Raw genomic sequence first — 13711 nt, 5'->3', positions numbered from 1 at the left:
ATCGGCTCTCTTCTTCTGGATCCAACTCGGAGGTGGAGCTTGGGGCTTGAGGTCGGGGACTCGGGGACACTTTCGGTAAGCGCTTGCTGGAGGGGTGTGCCACGGCGGCTCCCGACCGAGGCGACGGCGGAGCGGGTTACTGCACGGTGGGGGCGGGAGGGTTCCCGACGAGCGGTTTCCTCATGACAGGGCCGCCTCGCGGGCCAGCTCCCCGGCCTCGTCCCGGCCGAGACGGCCGTCGGCGACGACGGTGACGATCCGGCGCAGGACGGTCTCGCCCGGCTCGATCGCGAGCCGCCGCTCGGCCGCCAGCGACGAGCCCACGCCCGGGTACTCCGCGGCCCGCACGAACCAGGCGTCCCGGCGGGTGGCGTCGGTGGCCCCGGCGAACACCAGCGTCCAGGTGCCGCCGACGAGCGCCAGCCAGTCGGCGCGGGTGCCGTGGGCCTCCGCCTCGCCGTCCCGGTCGGCGGTGAGGACGAGCGGGGGCCGATCCTCCTTGCGGGCCCGCCAGAAGAAGCCGCCGTACGCCGCACCGGGGCGTCCGTTGGTGGCGGGACTGCCGATCGACAGCGCCCGGGGGGTGACGTTGGTCAGGGCGAAGGTGAAGTCCAGGGCCCAGGCGGTGGCGGTGAGTCCGGTGGCCGCGACGGTACGGCGCTCGCGCAGCAGTTCACGGCCCGCGGCCACCCAGCGCAGCTCCTCCTCGAACCGGTCGGCCTCGCGCAGGGAGAAGCCGGTGTGCCGCTGGGCGCCGTGGTTGTCCAGCTCGGTCGGGCCCCGGTCGCGTACGAAGGTGCGCCCGCCCCAGAAGTTGTGCCCCTCGACGTCGGGAACGGCGACACCGACGCCGAGGTGGTGGAGGTGGTCGGCGGGGCCGAGTTCGGTGACCGCCGTGCCGGCCAGGGTGGTGACGGGGTGCAGATAGGGGCGCGGGGAGCGCCGGTCGGGCAGCTCGGGCCGGGTGACGTAGCGGGCGACCGGGCGGCCCGCCACACGCAGGACCGGGGAGTCCGTCATCCGACGGTCACCTCTTTCGGCGACGCCCAGTCGACGTCCAGCTCGGAGTAGAGGGAGAGGGTGTCGGCGACGGCCGCGACGAGTCCGTCGACACCGGGGACGATCCGGCGGTCCTCGTCGGCCAGGCGCCGCCAGAAGCCGGCCGGCAGCGCGCCGGGGTCGGGGGCCGTACGGATCGCCTCGACGACCCGCATGAAGGCGCCCGTGGACGCGGGCGGAACCAGCAGTCCGGCCCCGGTGGTCAGATGGCCGACCAGGTTCTCCAGCAGGTCGGTGCGACCGTACTCGAACTCCTCCGGACCGTAGCCGGCCCGCTGCAGCAGCACCCGGTCCTGCTTGTACCAGAAGGTGATCCGGCCGCTGCTGCCGTGCACCATGACGTACGGGTCGTCGGGGCGTTCGGCGCACAGGGTCGCCGCGACGGCGGCCGGGCCGCGCGGGGTCGTGACCCGGACGCAGCTGGTGTCGTCGGCCTCGATGGCGTTGGCCCGCCACAGCTCGGTCTCGATGCCGGTGACGTCCTCGGCGCGGGTGGCGCCGAGCAGGGCGAGCGCCGTGGACACGGCGTGCGCGAGGGGGTTGGTGAGCACCCCGTCGACCACGTCGACGCCGTTCAGACGGCGCCTGCCCGCCCAGGGCGCCCGTCGGTAGTAGGCCTCGTCACGTGCCCAGGCACCCGCCGCGCCGACCCCGGTGACCGTCCCGATCATGCCCTTCGCGACCAGCTCCCGGATCGCGGGCATCGCGTGCGAGCCCAGTGCCTGGAACCCGATCTGGCAGGCGACACCGGCCTCGGCGACCCCGTCGGCCATCCGGCGGAACTCCGCGTACGAGGGAGCGGGCGGCTTCTCCAGCAGGAGGTGGACGCCCCGCGCGGCGGCGGTGAGCGCCAGGTCGGTGTGGGTCGGGATGGGCGTGCAGATCACCGCGATCCGCGCGCCGGTGGCGTCCAGCAGGGCGCCGAAGTCGGCGGACTGGGCCGGTGTGCCGAGACCGCCGGGGATCTCGTCCTCGGCCAGCGGAGTCAGCTCGCAGATGCCCACGAGCCGTACGAGGCCCATGTCCTGGAGCCGGCGGATGTTGTCCAGGTGCCAGCGGCCGTGACCGCGGGCACCGGCGAGCACGACCGGCAGCGGCGTGGTGGCGTCCGTCGGTGCGGTGGTCGCCGTCGGTGGCGTGGTGGCCGTCATCCCTTCACCGCCCCCGCGCTGAAGCCGGTGATCAGCCACTTCTGGATGAAGGCGAACACGATCACCACGGGGACGGCGGCGACGATGCCGCCCGCGGCCAGCGCGCCCAGGTCGACGCTGTCCGCGCTCATCAGGGTGTTGAGGCCGACCGGGATGGTCTGCTTGCTCTGGTCGGAGAGGAACATCAGCGCGAACAGGAAGTGGTTCCAGGCGTGCACGAAGGCGAAGGAGCCGACGGCGATCAGCCCGGGCCGCAGCAGCGGCAGGACGACGATCCGGAAGGCGGAGAAGCGGTTGCAGCCGTCCACCCAGGCGGCCTCCTCCAGGGACGGGGGCACGTTCTTGATGAAGCCGCTGATCAGGATCATCGACAGCGGCAGCTGGAAGACGGTCTCGGCGACGATGACGCTGCCCAGCGAGTTGATCATCGACAGCTTGGCGAAGATCTGGAAGAGCGGGACCAGCAGCAGCGCGCCGGGCACGAACTGCGAGCAGAGCAGCGCGAGCATGAAACCGCGCTTGAGCCGGAAGTCGAACCGGGCGAGCGCGTAACCGCCGGCCAGGGCGACGACCGTGGTGAGGACCAGGGTCGCGACGCCGACGAGCACGCTGTTCTGGAAGTAGAGGCCGAAGCTCCGCTCGGTCCAGACCTTCTCGAAGTGCTCGAAGGTCATGGGCCAGGGCACGAGCGAGGTGGAGCCGGCCGGGCGCAGCGCGAACAGCAGGATCCAGTAGAAGGGGATCAGGGTGAAGAGCAGGTACACGGACAGCGGCAGATAGATGTGCCAGCGCGGGACCTCGTCCCAGGCGCGGCGCCCGCCGCGGGGCCGGGCCGGCTCGGACACCACTCGCTCCGGCGCGGGCGCGATCTCGGTGATCACTTCTCACCTCCGAACTTGCTCAGCCGCAGATAGACGATCGAGCAGAAGAGCAGGATGACGAACGCCACCGTGGTCAGGGCGGACGCGTAGCCGAAGTTGTGGGCGTCGACGCTGGTGTTGGCGATGTAGAGCGGCAGGGTGGTCGTCTCGCCGGCCGGTCCGCCGCCGGTGAGGGTGTAGAGCAGGTCGACGTTGTTGAACTCCCACACCGCGCGCAGCAGCGTGGACAGGACGATGGCGTCCTTCAGATGGGGCAGGGTGATGTGCCAGAACTGCTTGAGCCGGCTCGCCCCGTCGACCTCGGCAGCCTCGTACAGGTCGTGCGAGACGGACTGGAGGTCGGCGAGGATGAGGATGGCGAAGAAGGGCACCCCGCGCCACAGGTCGGCGACCACCGCCGCCGGGAACACGGTGGAGGTGTCCGACAGCCAACTGGTGCCGTAGGAACCGATGCCCATGTCGGCGAGATAACGGGTGAGGCCGGTCTGGGAGTTGTAGAGCAGCACCCAGATCGCGGAGGTGAGCACGCCGGAGACGGCCCACGGGGAGAACACCAGGGCCCGGCCGAGCGCGCGGCCCACGAAGGTCTGGTTGACGATCAGGGCGAGGGCGAGTCCGAAGAGCAGTTGCAGCCCGACCTCGACGACCACCCACTTGGCGCTGAAGATCAGCGTGTCCCAGAACTGGGGGTCCTGGGTGAAGGCGTGGACGAAGTTGTCGAAGCCCGCGTATCCGTTCCGCCACGGCTTGGTGGGGTTGTAGTTCTGCAGGCTGTAGTAGAAGACGCTGAGCACCGGGTAGGCGATGAAGCCCAGCATGAGCAGGGCGGCCGGGGCGATCAGCAGGTACGGAAGCCTGCGCGGCGTGGCGGAGGCACGGCGCCGCCGGGGTGGCGCGGGCGGTTTCGCCACGGCTGCGGCTTGGGCCATGACTGTTCTCCGTTCGCAGTGGGGCAGTACAGCGGTCCATAGGAAGCGCTTGCTACGTACACGTGGGTGAAGCGCTTCGGCGGAGGGGGCGGGTGGGGTGGTCGGCTCGGGGGGGTGGCGCCCGGTTCCGGGCGGGGCCGGCTATCCGGCGTACGGGTCCGGCACCTTCCCGGGCCGGGCCAGGAACTCGAAGTCGCAGCCGGTGTCGGCCTGGGTGATCTGCTCGGAGTACAGGGCGCCGTAGCCGCGCTCGTAACGCGCGGGCGGCGGCGTCCACTCGGCCCTGCGGCGCTCCAACTCCTCGTCCTCCACGCGGAGTCGGAGAGTGCGGGCCTCGACGTCGAGGGTGATCGGGTCGCCCGTGCGCACCAGCGCCAGCGGTCCGCCGACATGGCTCTCGGGGGCGACGTGCAGCACGCAGGCGCCGTAACTCGTGCCGCTCATGCGGGCGTCGGAGATCCGGACCATGTCCCGCACGCCCTGCTTGAGCAGGTGATCGGGGATGGGCAGCATGCCGTACTCGGGCATTCCTGGTCCGCCCTTGGGGCCGGAGCCGCGCAGCACGAGCACGCTGTCGGCGGTGATGCCGAGCGAGGGATCGTTGATGGTGCGCTGCATGGTCCGGTAGTCGTCGAAGACGACGGCGGGTCCGGTGTGCTTGAGCAGGTGCGGCTCGGCGGCGATGTGCTTGATGACGGCGCCGTCCGGGCAGAGGTTGCCGCGCAGCACCGCCACGCCGCCCTCGTCCGCGACCGGGTTGCCGCGGGGCCGGATCACGTCGTCGTCGTGCACCTGCGCGCCGGCGATCTGCTCGCGCAGGGTGTCGTACGACACCGTCGGCCGGTCCAGATGGAGCAGGTCCGGGATGCGGGAGAGGAAGCCGGGCAGGCCGCCGGCGAAGTGGAAGTCCTCCATGAGGTACTTCCGGCCGCCGGGGCGGACGTTGGCGAGGACCGGGACGGTGCGGGCGACGCGGTCGAAGTCGTCGAGGGTGAGCCGGATGCCCGCGCGGCCCGCCATGGCGATCAGATGGATCACGGCGTTGGTGGAGCCGCCGAGCCCGAGGACGGTGGTGACCGCGTCCTCGAACGCCTCGCGGGTCAGGATCTCGCTCAGCTTCCGGTCCCTGCGGACCAGTTCGACGATGGTCATGCCCGCCCTGGCCGCCATCCGGTCGTGCCCGGAGTCCACCGCCGGGATGCTGGAGGCGCCGGGGACGGTCACGCCGAGGGCCTCGGCGGCCGCGGTCAGCGTGGAGGCCGTGCCCATGGTCATGCAGTGGCCGGGCGAGCGGGCCAGGCCGCTCTCCAGCTCGGCCATCTCGCAGTCGCCGATCAGGCCGGCCCGCTTGTCGTCCCAGTACTTCCACATGTCGGTGCCGGAGCCGAGGACCTCACCCCGCCAGTGGCCGGGCAGCATGGGCCCGGCGGGCACGAAGACGGTGGGCAGGTCGACGCTCGCGGCGCCCATCAGGAGGGCGGGGGTGGACTTGTCGCAGCCGCCCATCAGGACGGCGCCGTCGACCGGGTAGGAGCGCAGCAGCTCCTCGGTCTCCATGGCGAGCATGTTGCGGTAGAGCATCGGGGTCGGCTTCTGGAAGGTCTCGCTGAGCGTGGAGACCGGGAACTCCAGCGGGAAGCCGCCCGCCTGCCACACCCCGCGCTTGACCGCCTGGGCGCGGTCGCGCAGGTGGACGTGGCAGGGGTTGATGTCGGACCAGGTGTTGAGGATCGCGACGACCGGCTTGCCCAGGTGCTCCTCCGGCAGGTAGCCGAGCTGGCGGGTGCGGGCGCGGTGGCTGAAGGAGCGCAGGCCGTCGGTGCCGTACCACTGGTGACTGCGCAGATCCTCCGGGCGCCGGTCGCTCGGCCGGGCAGTCATATCGACCACCCGGCGGCGATGGCGGCGACCTCGGCGCGTTCGCTCTCCGGTAGCGGCTTGCTCGGCGGGCGCACGTCCCGGCGGCACAGGCCGAGCGCGGCGAGGGCCTCCTTGACGACGGTGACGTTGTTCGCCGACCCGTTGGCCGCGCGCAGCTCCTCGAAGCGGCGGATCCGCTCCCAGACCTTCATCGCGGCCGGGTAGTCGCCGGCCCTGAGCGCCTGGAGCATGCTGACGGAGACGGCCGGGGCGACGTTGACCAGGCCGGAGGTGAAGCCGGTGGCGCCGGCGGAGAAGTAGGAAGGGGCGTAGGGCTCGGCGAGGCCGGCGACCCACACGAACCTGTCCAGGCCCGCGTCCCGGGCGAAGGCGCCGAAGCGGGTGGCGTCCGGTACGGCGTACTTGACGCCGATGACGTTCGGGCAGGCGTCGGCGAGTTCGGCCAGGCGGGCGCCGGGCAGCTGGGCGTTGCGGATGTAGGGGACGACGCCCAGCTCGGGCACGGCCTCGGCGATCGCGCGGTGGTAGTCGACCCAGCCGCCCTGGGAGACGTAGGGGTGCACGGGCTGGTGGACCATGACCATCTGCGCGCCCAGCTCGTGGGCCTGCCGGGCGGAGGCGACCGCGGTGGGCACGTCGTGGCCGACGCCGACCAGGATGTCCGCCCGGTCCCCGGCCTCCTCGACGGTCATCTCGGTGACCTGCTGCCGCTCCTGAGGGGTGAGGGCGTAGAACTCGCCGGTGTTGCCGTTGGGTGTGAGGGTCGTGATGCCGCCGTCGAGCAGACGACGCAGCAGGGCCCGGTAGGTGGCGCTGTCGACGCCGCCGTCCTCGGTGAACGGGGTCACCGGGATCGCCACCACGTCGGCCAGGGCCGCCCGCTGGGTCTCGAACGCCGTTGTCATGCCTGACCGTCCTCTCCCTGGGCCTTCGACTCCGCTGAGGGGAAGGCCCGTTGCACGAACGACGCGATGTGGGCGTGGAGGGCGCGGGCCGCGCCGTCGGCGTCGCCCTCCAGGGCGAGCCGCAGGATCTCCCGGTGCTCGGTGGCCTCCCGGTCCCAGGAGGGGTCGGCGGACCAGGCGACGGCGGAGACGAGGGCGGCCTGGTCGCGGACCTCGTCGAGCATCCGGCCGAGCAGCGGGTTGCCGCAGGGCAGGTAGAGGGCGCGGTGGAACTCGCGGTTGGCGAGGGAGCGTTCGGCGGTGTCGGCGGCCTCGGCGGCCTGCTTCAACGCGTCGCGGGCGGCGTCCAGGGAGGCGCCGCGGCGCACCGAGCGCCTCAGCGCCTCCGGCTCCAGCAGCAGCCGCACGTCGTAGACCTCGCGTGCCATGTCCGCGTCCACTTCGCGCACCGTGACGCCCTTGTACTGGTTCATCACGACCAGTCCGGTGCCGGCCAGGGTCTTGAGCGCCTCGCGCACCGGGGTCTTGGACACCCCGAACTGAGCGGCGAGCTCGGTCTCGACCAGGGCCTGACCGGGCGTCAGCCGCCCGGTCAGGATGCGGTGTTTGATCGCCTCCAGCACGACCTGCGTGCGGGAGGGGATCGGCGTGGGCACAGAGGTCATGCGCGCCTCTCGGATCTCGTCGATCACATCACGGCTCGGATCGCGAGTTCCTGATCTCGCGTATCGCGTCTCATATATGACGTACGAAGTACGACGCGATGAAGGTAAGAGGGGCCCGGGGTTTCGTCAATGCCTCCGGCACAGGAATTTCGCGCCGAGGAACGACGGGTGCGGGGCGGGCGAATGCGGCGGCGGGTGAGGGGTGGTGAGGCGCGTCGGGTGTTCGCCTTCGCGATCCGGTTCGGCTGGGATGTCGACGGCCGGCGGCCGACCACGGACCGCTGAGAACCGTGCCCGCAGTCCGTGGGCCTGCCTCCGCGCCATGGGCGACGACGCACGTGGCAGGTCTGTCTCGCGCGGAAATCGGGCGCCGGGCGGCATGAAGAGGCCCCGCGGCCGCTGCGTGCGGTCGCGGGGCGTGAGGACCGGGATCAGAGCGGCCGAAAGCGTATGCCGCCGCAACTCCGTGAAGATCGGCTCGTGTTCGGACCGGTTCTTGCCGGCCCTCGGCCGTTCAGGGCTTCCAGCCGGGATCGCGGCCGCTCAGGCCCACCGCCCGGTCGAGCAGCGGAGCGTCCTCGGGGACGGGGACGACGGATCCGAACGGGCCGTTGCCCCGGTTCGGGTCGTCGGCCGCCGCGCGCAGGAAGCCGTACGACGCCCGCAGTGCGGCGGGGTCGGGCTCGTAGTCCTGGCCGGTGGCGCGGGCCAGGTCCCAGCCGTGGACCACCAGCTCGTCGGCGGCCACCGCCCCGGCGACCCGGCCCGGCAGGTCCACGCCGCCCGCGCGGGTCATGCCGGTCCAGGCGGCCGGGTCGCGCCAGACCTCGGCCAGCTCGTCGAGGGCCTTGGGCAACTCCTCGCGCCAGCCGGGGCCGATGTCGGGTGCGGCGGCGTCCGGGCTGGTGTCGGTCGTGGCGCCCAGCTCCTTGCGGCCGGCGTCCCGGAAGGCCACCGCCAGGCCGATCAGGTGCCCCAGCAGGTCGCGCACCGCGTAGTCCGGGCACGGTGTCACCGCGCCGAGCTGCTCCTCACGCACACCCTCGGCCAGCCGCGCCACGAGACGGGCCTGCGGACCGAGATCGAGGATCGTGTCGGTCATCGCTCCTCCACTCTTGCTCTCACGTACAGAGGGTGGACCGCCGCGGCCCCCAAAACTCATCGCCCGCACGACACGGCGCTTCGGCGACCGGGGACCCGGCTCCCCCATCGGCGCTGACCGCCCACGCCGGACGGACTCCCCCGCCACACGACCGCCGGTACCCGACCACACCCCCGCAGCACGACCGACGACTCCCGGCGGAACTCCGCCCGACCGGAACTCAACACCCGCGCACCACCGCACCCCGGCGGCCAGGGCCCATGCCGGGCCCTCGCTCACCCACCGACGCCGGCCGCCCGCCGCGAACCCTCCCGGAACGGGACCGCCGGTACCCGGCCACGCCCCGGCGGCACGACGGCCGCAATCCGGCCCGACCGGAGCTCAACACCCGCGCTCAGGCCCCCCACCGACCCGAGCCACCCGCCACGGACGGGCTCCCCCGCCACACGACCGCCAGTACCCGCCCACGCCCCCGTGACATGACCGACGACCACCGGTGGATTATCGGTCGGGCAGGCTCGGGCTCTACGGCATCCGACGGATCCGTGGGGTGGGGCCTTAGGGCGACGATCGGGCGGTATGACGACTGAATGGACCCTGGTTCGGGTGCTGCGGGACCGCGCCGCGGGGGTGTGTCTGGCCGCTGTGGTGGTGTCCGGTTTCGGCACGTCGGCGCTGTGGCTGGCCTCAGGTGTGTGGGTGAAGGACCTCACCGGCTCGAACGGGCTGGCCGCGCTGTGCCTGCTGGCGATGTGGGCGCCGACCCTGGCCGGCCCGGCCCTCGGCACGCTCGCCGACCGCGTCCGCCGCGGCCCCCTGCTGATCGCCGCGAACCTGCTGCTGGCGGTGCTCCTGCTCGCCCTCCTCACTGTCGACTCCCCCGGCCGCGTCTGGGTGCTGTACGGGGTGCTGTTCCTCTACGGCGCCACGGGCGTGGTGGAGGACGCGGCGCAGTCGGCGCTCGTCGCCACCGCCGTCGACCCGAAGCTGCTCGGCGACTTCAACGGGCTGCGGATGACCGCCAACGAGGGCATGAAGCTGCTGGCCCCGCTGGCGGGCGCGGGCCTGTACGCGGCGTACGGCGGCCGCTGCGTGGCCCTGCTCGACGCGGCCACGTTCCTGCTCGCCGCCGGTCTGTACGCGCTGCTGCGGGTCCGTGAGGACAAGCCCCGCCGACCCGGGGGCTCCTGGCGCGCGCAGACCGCCGAGGGCGCCCGCCATCTGTGGTCCCACCCGGGGCTGCGGCCCCTGGTGCTGGCCGGCGGCGCCACGATGCTGTTCACCGGCGTGACCGGCGCACTGATCTACGCCGTCGTCGACAGCCTCGGCCACGCGCCCGCGTACGCCGGGGTGCTGTACGCCGTCCAGGGCGCCGGTTCGGTGGCGATCGGCCTTGCCTCGGGCACCGCCCTGCGCCGCCTGGGCAGCCGCCGCTTCGCGGCCTTGGGCATCGCCCTCACGGCGGCCGGCGTGGCCCTGCGCGCGATCCCGTCCGACCCGCTGGCCCTGGTCAGCAGCGCGGTGAGCGGCGCCGGACTGCCGTGCGTACTGATCGCCGCGTTCACCGCCGTACAGCGCGAGACACCGGCAAAACTGCTCGGCCGGACGTCCGCCACCGCGAACGCGCTGCTCTTCGTCCCCAACGTCGTCGGCCTGGCCGCGGGTGCCGCCCTGGCCGGCGCCGCCTCCCTCCCGGTGCTCCTGACCCTCTTGGCCCTGGGACTGCTGGCCACGTCACAGTTCCTGCTTCACAGGCCCCGCAACGCCGACCGCACCGCCGCCAAGTCGCCGTCCGACGCCAACCCGGCGTGATAGAGCCGCAGTTCCGTCGCCCCCAGGTCGCGTGCCCGGGCGATGTCCCGGCCCAGGGTGGCCGGGCTGCCGCCCATGCCGGAGACGATCGTGAAGTTGGCGGCCAGGACGGCGTCCCGACGGCCCTGTTCGGCGAACGGGGTCAGTGGGCCGGAACCGCCCGTGCAGGGGACCACCACGCCGTCCGCCACGGACAGGATGTGGGCGGGGTCGACACCGGCGTTGGCGCCGCAGTGGTAGGACACCGGGTCGGCGTGCAGCAGGACCTGGAAGCCGTCGGGGGCCGCCGCGCGGACCGCCGCGACCGCCGCCTCCTGGAGGGTGCGGGCGGTGTGGTCGCGCCATGCGCGGGTGGCGTCCGCCCTGGTCTCGCCGAGCAGTTCCACCACACCGGCCCAGCCTCCCCTGGTCTCGCCTTCGCTCGACCGGGCGGCACCCCCACCGGAGGGCGTCCCCTGCCACACCGGTTCCAGCGCGCTCCGCACGGCCCGCGCCAACGCTTCCGGGTCCAGGCCCTGTTCGCCGTAACCGGCACGGCAGGCGGGGCAGAAGCACAGGGACATCAGGTACTGCCCGGCGTCCCCGAGACCCACCCCGGCGGTCTTGTCGTGGGCGTGCAGATGGGCGAGCCCGTACCAGCCGAGGGACTCCAGCTCGGTGCCGCGCGCCCCGGGCCGGACGGCCGCCTCGGCGGCCAGCTCGGTCAGGTACGCGCGCGTGGCGGGCTGGGCGACGCACGGCGCCCACGGGTAGCGGTCGCCGTAGGCGTTGACGACGGAGGTGTCCGGATGCTCGGCGCCCAGGCGGGAGTTGTGCGCGAGGACGACCCAGGTGTGCACCTCGAGACCGGCCTCGGCCAGGGCCGCCGCGGCCTCGCCGTACGCGTCGCCGGGTGCCCAGTCGCCGGCCGGGTACGGGCGCAGCGTCCGGCCCGCCCAGCGGTCGTCCACCGGGTACAGCACGGCGGCGTGCTCCGCGGTGACCACGCGGTGGCGCGGGTGGCGGGGGGTCAGCGCGCGCGTGGAGTGGTAGGCGGCGGCGAGCGTCACCTGCTCCGCTCCGAGGGCGGCCAGGCGGCCGGGCGCCTCGGGGTCGCCGTTGACGTCCCAGGGATAGACGAAGGCCGAGGTCTTCACGCTTCCTCCTCGTCGAGCAGCACGCTGCCGCGCTCGATCAGCCGGGCGAGTGCATGTTTCTGAGCAATGTCCACGTTCATGAACGCGATCACGTTAGGAGCCCCCATTCGGGCAGGTCAAGCGCGCAAACCGGCAACACAGGAGCGGATTTCGCGAGTTCACGACACACTTGACGGGGTACGGACACTGTTCATAGCGTGTCCATCCATGTGAATCGTATCCATACACAGGAACAACCCTTACAAGGAGACCGAGGATGTCCGCTCCCCGCACCGTTCTGCTCACCGGCGCCGCCGGCGGGCTCGGCACCCTGATGCGGGGCCTGCTGCCCGAGTACGGCTACGAACTGCGCCTGCTGGACATGCGGCCGATCGAGGGCGAGCCGGACGCGATCGTCGCGGACCTCTCCGACCGGGACGCCCTGCGCGAGGCCGTCCGGGGCGTCGACGCGATCATCCATCTCGCGGGCATCTCCCTGGAAGCCCCCTTCGAGAAGGTCCTCAAGGCCAACATCGAGGGCACCTACCACCTGTACGAGGCGGCCCGCGAGGAGGGCGTGCGGCGGATCGTCTTCGCCTCGTCCAACCATGTGGTGGGCCACACCCCGCGCCCCGGCCCCGGCGAGCCGCTTCTGCCGATCGAGACCCCGCGCCGCCCGGACACCTTCTACGGCCTGTCCAAGTCCTTCGGCGAGGACCTCGCCCAGCTCTACTGGGACAAGCACGGCCTGGAGACCGTCTCGGTGCGCATCGGCTCCTGCTTCCCCGAGCCGACCAGCGTGCGGATGCTCTCCATGTGGATGAGCCCCGCCGACGGCGCCCGCCTCTTCCACGCGGCCCTGACCGCCGAGAACGTGGGCCACACCGTCGTCCACGGTTCCTCCGCCAACACCCGCCTGTGGCTGGATCTGACCAGCGCGCGGGCGCTGGGCTACGAACCGCGGGACGACTCGGAGCAGTACGCCGAGAAGCTGATCGCCGAGCAGGGTGAGCTCGACCCGGACAACAAGGCCCATGTGTACATCGGCGGCCCCTTCGTGACGGACCCGCCCATCTGGCCGTACTGACGCGGCGGAAAAGCGACGCAGCCGAGGGCGGGCGGGCACCGAACGGGCCCGCCCGCCCTCGTATTCGGGCATCGATGCTGCCCGTTCCCACGCCCTGGAACTCCCCCCTGCAGGTCCGAGGCGGGCACCACCCGAGCCGAACGGGCGTAAACGGACAGAAGCGAACCCAAAACAAGCCTGGTCAGAACCGCGCACCCGCTGTAGAACATCCGGCAAGGGCCGCACCGGGCCCGAACGGGCATCGAAACCAGGAAGCGGGTGGTCGACCCATGAGCCACGGGACGGCCGAGGAGCGCCAGCGCGAGATCGTGCGGTTGGCGCGTGCCACCGGATCGGTCGACGTCACCGCGCTCGCCGCCGACCTGGGTGTGGCGAAGGAGACCGTACGACGGGACCTGCGCTCCCTGGAGGACCACGGTCTGGTGCGCCGTACCCACGGAGGCGCCTACCCCGTGGAGAGCGCCGGCTTCGAGACCACCCTGGCCTTCCGCGCCACCAGCCACGTACCCGAGAAGCGCCGGGTGGCGACCGCCGCCGCCGAACTGCTCGGGGACGCCGAAACGGTCTTCGTCGACGAGGGCTTCACCCCGCAGCTCATCGCCGAGGCCCTGCCCCGGGACCGGCCGCTGACCGTGGTCACCGCCTCCCTGCCGGTCGCGGGCGCGCTCGCCGAGACCGGCACCATCTCCGTGCTGCTGCTCGGCGGCCGGGTCCGCTCCGGCACCCTCGCCACCGTGGACCACTGGACGACGAGGATGCTGTCCGGTTTCGTCATCGACCTGGCGTTCATCGGCGCCAACGGCATCTCCCGCGAGCACGGTCTGACCACGCCCGACCCGGCGGTCAGCGAGGTGAAGGCGCAGGCGGTCAGGGCCGCGCGCCGGGTGGTGCTCGCGGGCGTCCACACCAAGTTCGGGGCGGTCAGCTTCTGCCGGTTCGCCGAAGTCGGCGCGTTGGAGACGATCGTGACGAGCACCCTGCTCCCGGCGACCGAGGCACACCGCTACTCCCTGCTCGGGCCGCAGGTCATCCGGGTCTGACCGCCGAGCCGCCCGGCCTCCCTCGGAACCTCACCCTTCACCCGCGCCGCGAGGCGCCCTCGTTCCCCGCAAGTCCCCATTGGT

The 13711-nt window shown here is 72.4% G+C and carries 12 protein-coding genes; 3 read left to right on the top strand and 9 right to left on the bottom strand.

The annotated features are described in order from the left end of the window. Positions 1–180: 180 nt before the first annotated feature. From ACFY3J_RS03970 to ACFY3J_RS03935, 8 genes are all read right to left on the bottom strand, one after another. The gene (locus ACFY3J_RS03970; protein WP_384182865.1) at positions 181–1020 is read right to left on the bottom strand and encodes a PmoA family protein; all 840 of its coding nucleotides are present in this window, start codon (positions 1018–1020) and stop codon (positions 181–183) included. Further along, a complete protein-coding gene (locus tag ACFY3J_RS03965) occupies positions 1017–2210 on the bottom strand; it encodes a Gfo/Idh/MocA family protein (protein WP_384182868.1) in 1194 nt (397 codons plus the stop codon). The genes ACFY3J_RS03970 and ACFY3J_RS03965 overlap by 4 nt, the downstream gene beginning before the upstream one ends. Continuing rightward, entirely contained in the window at positions 2207–3091 is an 885-nt protein-coding gene (locus ACFY3J_RS03960) for a carbohydrate ABC transporter permease (RefSeq protein WP_384182871.1), read from the bottom strand. The genes ACFY3J_RS03965 and ACFY3J_RS03960 overlap by 4 nt, the downstream gene beginning before the upstream one ends. Next, positions 3088–4020, bottom strand: a complete 933-nt coding sequence (locus tag ACFY3J_RS03955) for a carbohydrate ABC transporter permease (protein ID WP_384182874.1) — start codon at positions 4018–4020, stop codon at positions 3088–3090. Before ACFY3J_RS03955 ends, ACFY3J_RS03960 begins: the two co-directional genes overlap by 4 nt. 141 nt (positions 4021–4161) lie before the next feature. Then, positions 4162–5901 (bottom strand): L-arabinonate dehydratase, encoded by a 1740-nt coding sequence (gene araD / locus ACFY3J_RS03950; RefSeq protein WP_384182877.1) that lies wholly within the window; start codon positions 5899–5901, stop codon positions 4162–4164. Next, positions 5898–6806 carry a dihydrodipicolinate synthase family protein gene (locus ACFY3J_RS03945; protein WP_384182879.1) on the bottom strand — a complete coding sequence of 303 codons (909 nt, stop codon included), beginning with the start codon at positions 6804–6806 and terminating at the stop codon, positions 5898–5900. The genes araD and ACFY3J_RS03945 overlap by 4 nt, the downstream gene beginning before the upstream one ends. Further along, entirely contained in the window at positions 6803–7471 is a 669-nt protein-coding gene (locus tag ACFY3J_RS03940) for a GntR family transcriptional regulator (RefSeq protein ID WP_384182881.1), read from the bottom strand. Before ACFY3J_RS03940 ends, ACFY3J_RS03945 begins: the two co-directional genes overlap by 4 nt. 514 nt (positions 7472–7985) lie before the next feature. Next, positions 7986–8573: a TIGR03086 family metal-binding protein gene (locus ACFY3J_RS03935; protein ID WP_384182884.1), complete on the bottom strand. Its 588-nt coding sequence runs from the start codon at positions 8571–8573 to the stop codon at positions 7986–7988. 579 nt (positions 8574–9152) lie between these two features. Between ACFY3J_RS03935 and ACFY3J_RS03930 the strand changes: the two genes are divergently transcribed. Further along, complete coding sequence (locus tag ACFY3J_RS03930) at positions 9153–10385, top strand: MFS transporter (protein WP_390840144.1); 1233 nt, start codon at positions 9153–9155, stop codon at positions 10383–10385. On the opposite strand, the gene ACFY3J_RS03925 is transcribed toward ACFY3J_RS03930, so the two are convergent. After that, positions 10322–11521 (bottom strand): hypothetical protein, encoded by a 1200-nt coding sequence (locus ACFY3J_RS03925; protein ID WP_384182890.1) that lies wholly within the window; start codon positions 11519–11521, stop codon positions 10322–10324. The genes ACFY3J_RS03930 and ACFY3J_RS03925 overlap by 64 nt on opposite strands. 256 nt (positions 11522–11777) lie before the next feature. Here ACFY3J_RS03925 and ACFY3J_RS03920 point away from each other — a divergent pair, with 256 nt between their 5' ends. Then, positions 11778–12587 (top strand): NAD-dependent epimerase/dehydratase family protein, encoded by an 810-nt coding sequence (locus tag ACFY3J_RS03920; RefSeq protein WP_384182892.1) that lies wholly within the window; start codon positions 11778–11780, stop codon positions 12585–12587. A 269-nt stretch (positions 12588–12856) separates the two neighbouring features. Then, entirely contained in the window at positions 12857–13627 is a 771-nt protein-coding gene (locus ACFY3J_RS03915; protein ID WP_384182895.1) for a DeoR/GlpR family DNA-binding transcription regulator, read from the top strand. The last annotated feature ends 84 nt before the right edge of the window (positions 13628–13711 follow it).

This window comes from Streptomyces sp. NPDC001231 (assembly GCF_042896885.1).
In the GTDB taxonomy this organism is placed as follows: Bacteria; Actinomycetota; Actinomycetes; order Streptomycetales; family Streptomycetaceae; genus Streptomyces.
This window is presented reverse-complemented; position numbering and strand designations above follow the sequence as displayed.

Bases quoted from the DNA above. Each gene is read 5' to 3' on its own strand.
- araD (WP_384182877.1), bottom strand. From the start codon at position 5,901: ATGACTGCCCGGCCGAGCGACCGGCGCCCGGAGGATCTGCGCAGTCAC.
- ACFY3J_RS03930 (WP_390840144.1), top strand. From the start codon at position 9,153: ATGACGACTGAATGGACCCTGGTTCGGGTGCTGCGGGACCGCGCCGCG.
- ACFY3J_RS03940 (WP_384182881.1), bottom strand. From the start codon at position 7,471: ATGACCTCTGTGCCCACGCCGATCCCCTCCCGCACGCAGGTCGTGCTG.
- ACFY3J_RS03970 (WP_384182865.1), bottom strand. From the start codon at position 1,020: ATGACGGACTCCCCGGTCCTGCGTGTGGCGGGCCGCCCGGTCGCCCGC.
- ACFY3J_RS03915 (WP_384182895.1), top strand. From the start codon at position 12,857: ATGAGCCACGGGACGGCCGAGGAGCGCCAGCGCGAGATCGTGCGGTTG.
- ACFY3J_RS03935 (WP_384182884.1), bottom strand. From the start codon at position 8,573: ATGACCGACACGATCCTCGATCTCGGTCCGCAGGCCCGTCTCGTGGCG.
- ACFY3J_RS03955 (WP_384182874.1), bottom strand. From the start codon at position 4,020: ATGGCCCAAGCCGCAGCCGTGGCGAAACCGCCCGCGCCACCCCGGCGG.
- ACFY3J_RS03945 (WP_384182879.1), bottom strand. From the start codon at position 6,806: ATGACAACGGCGTTCGAGACCCAGCGGGCGGCCCTGGCCGACGTGGTG.
- ACFY3J_RS03920 (WP_384182892.1), top strand. From the start codon at position 11,778: ATGTCCGCTCCCCGCACCGTTCTGCTCACCGGCGCCGCCGGCGGGCTC.
- ACFY3J_RS03965 (WP_384182868.1), bottom strand. From the start codon at position 2,210: ATGACGGCCACCACGCCACCGACGGCGACCACCGCACCGACGGACGCC.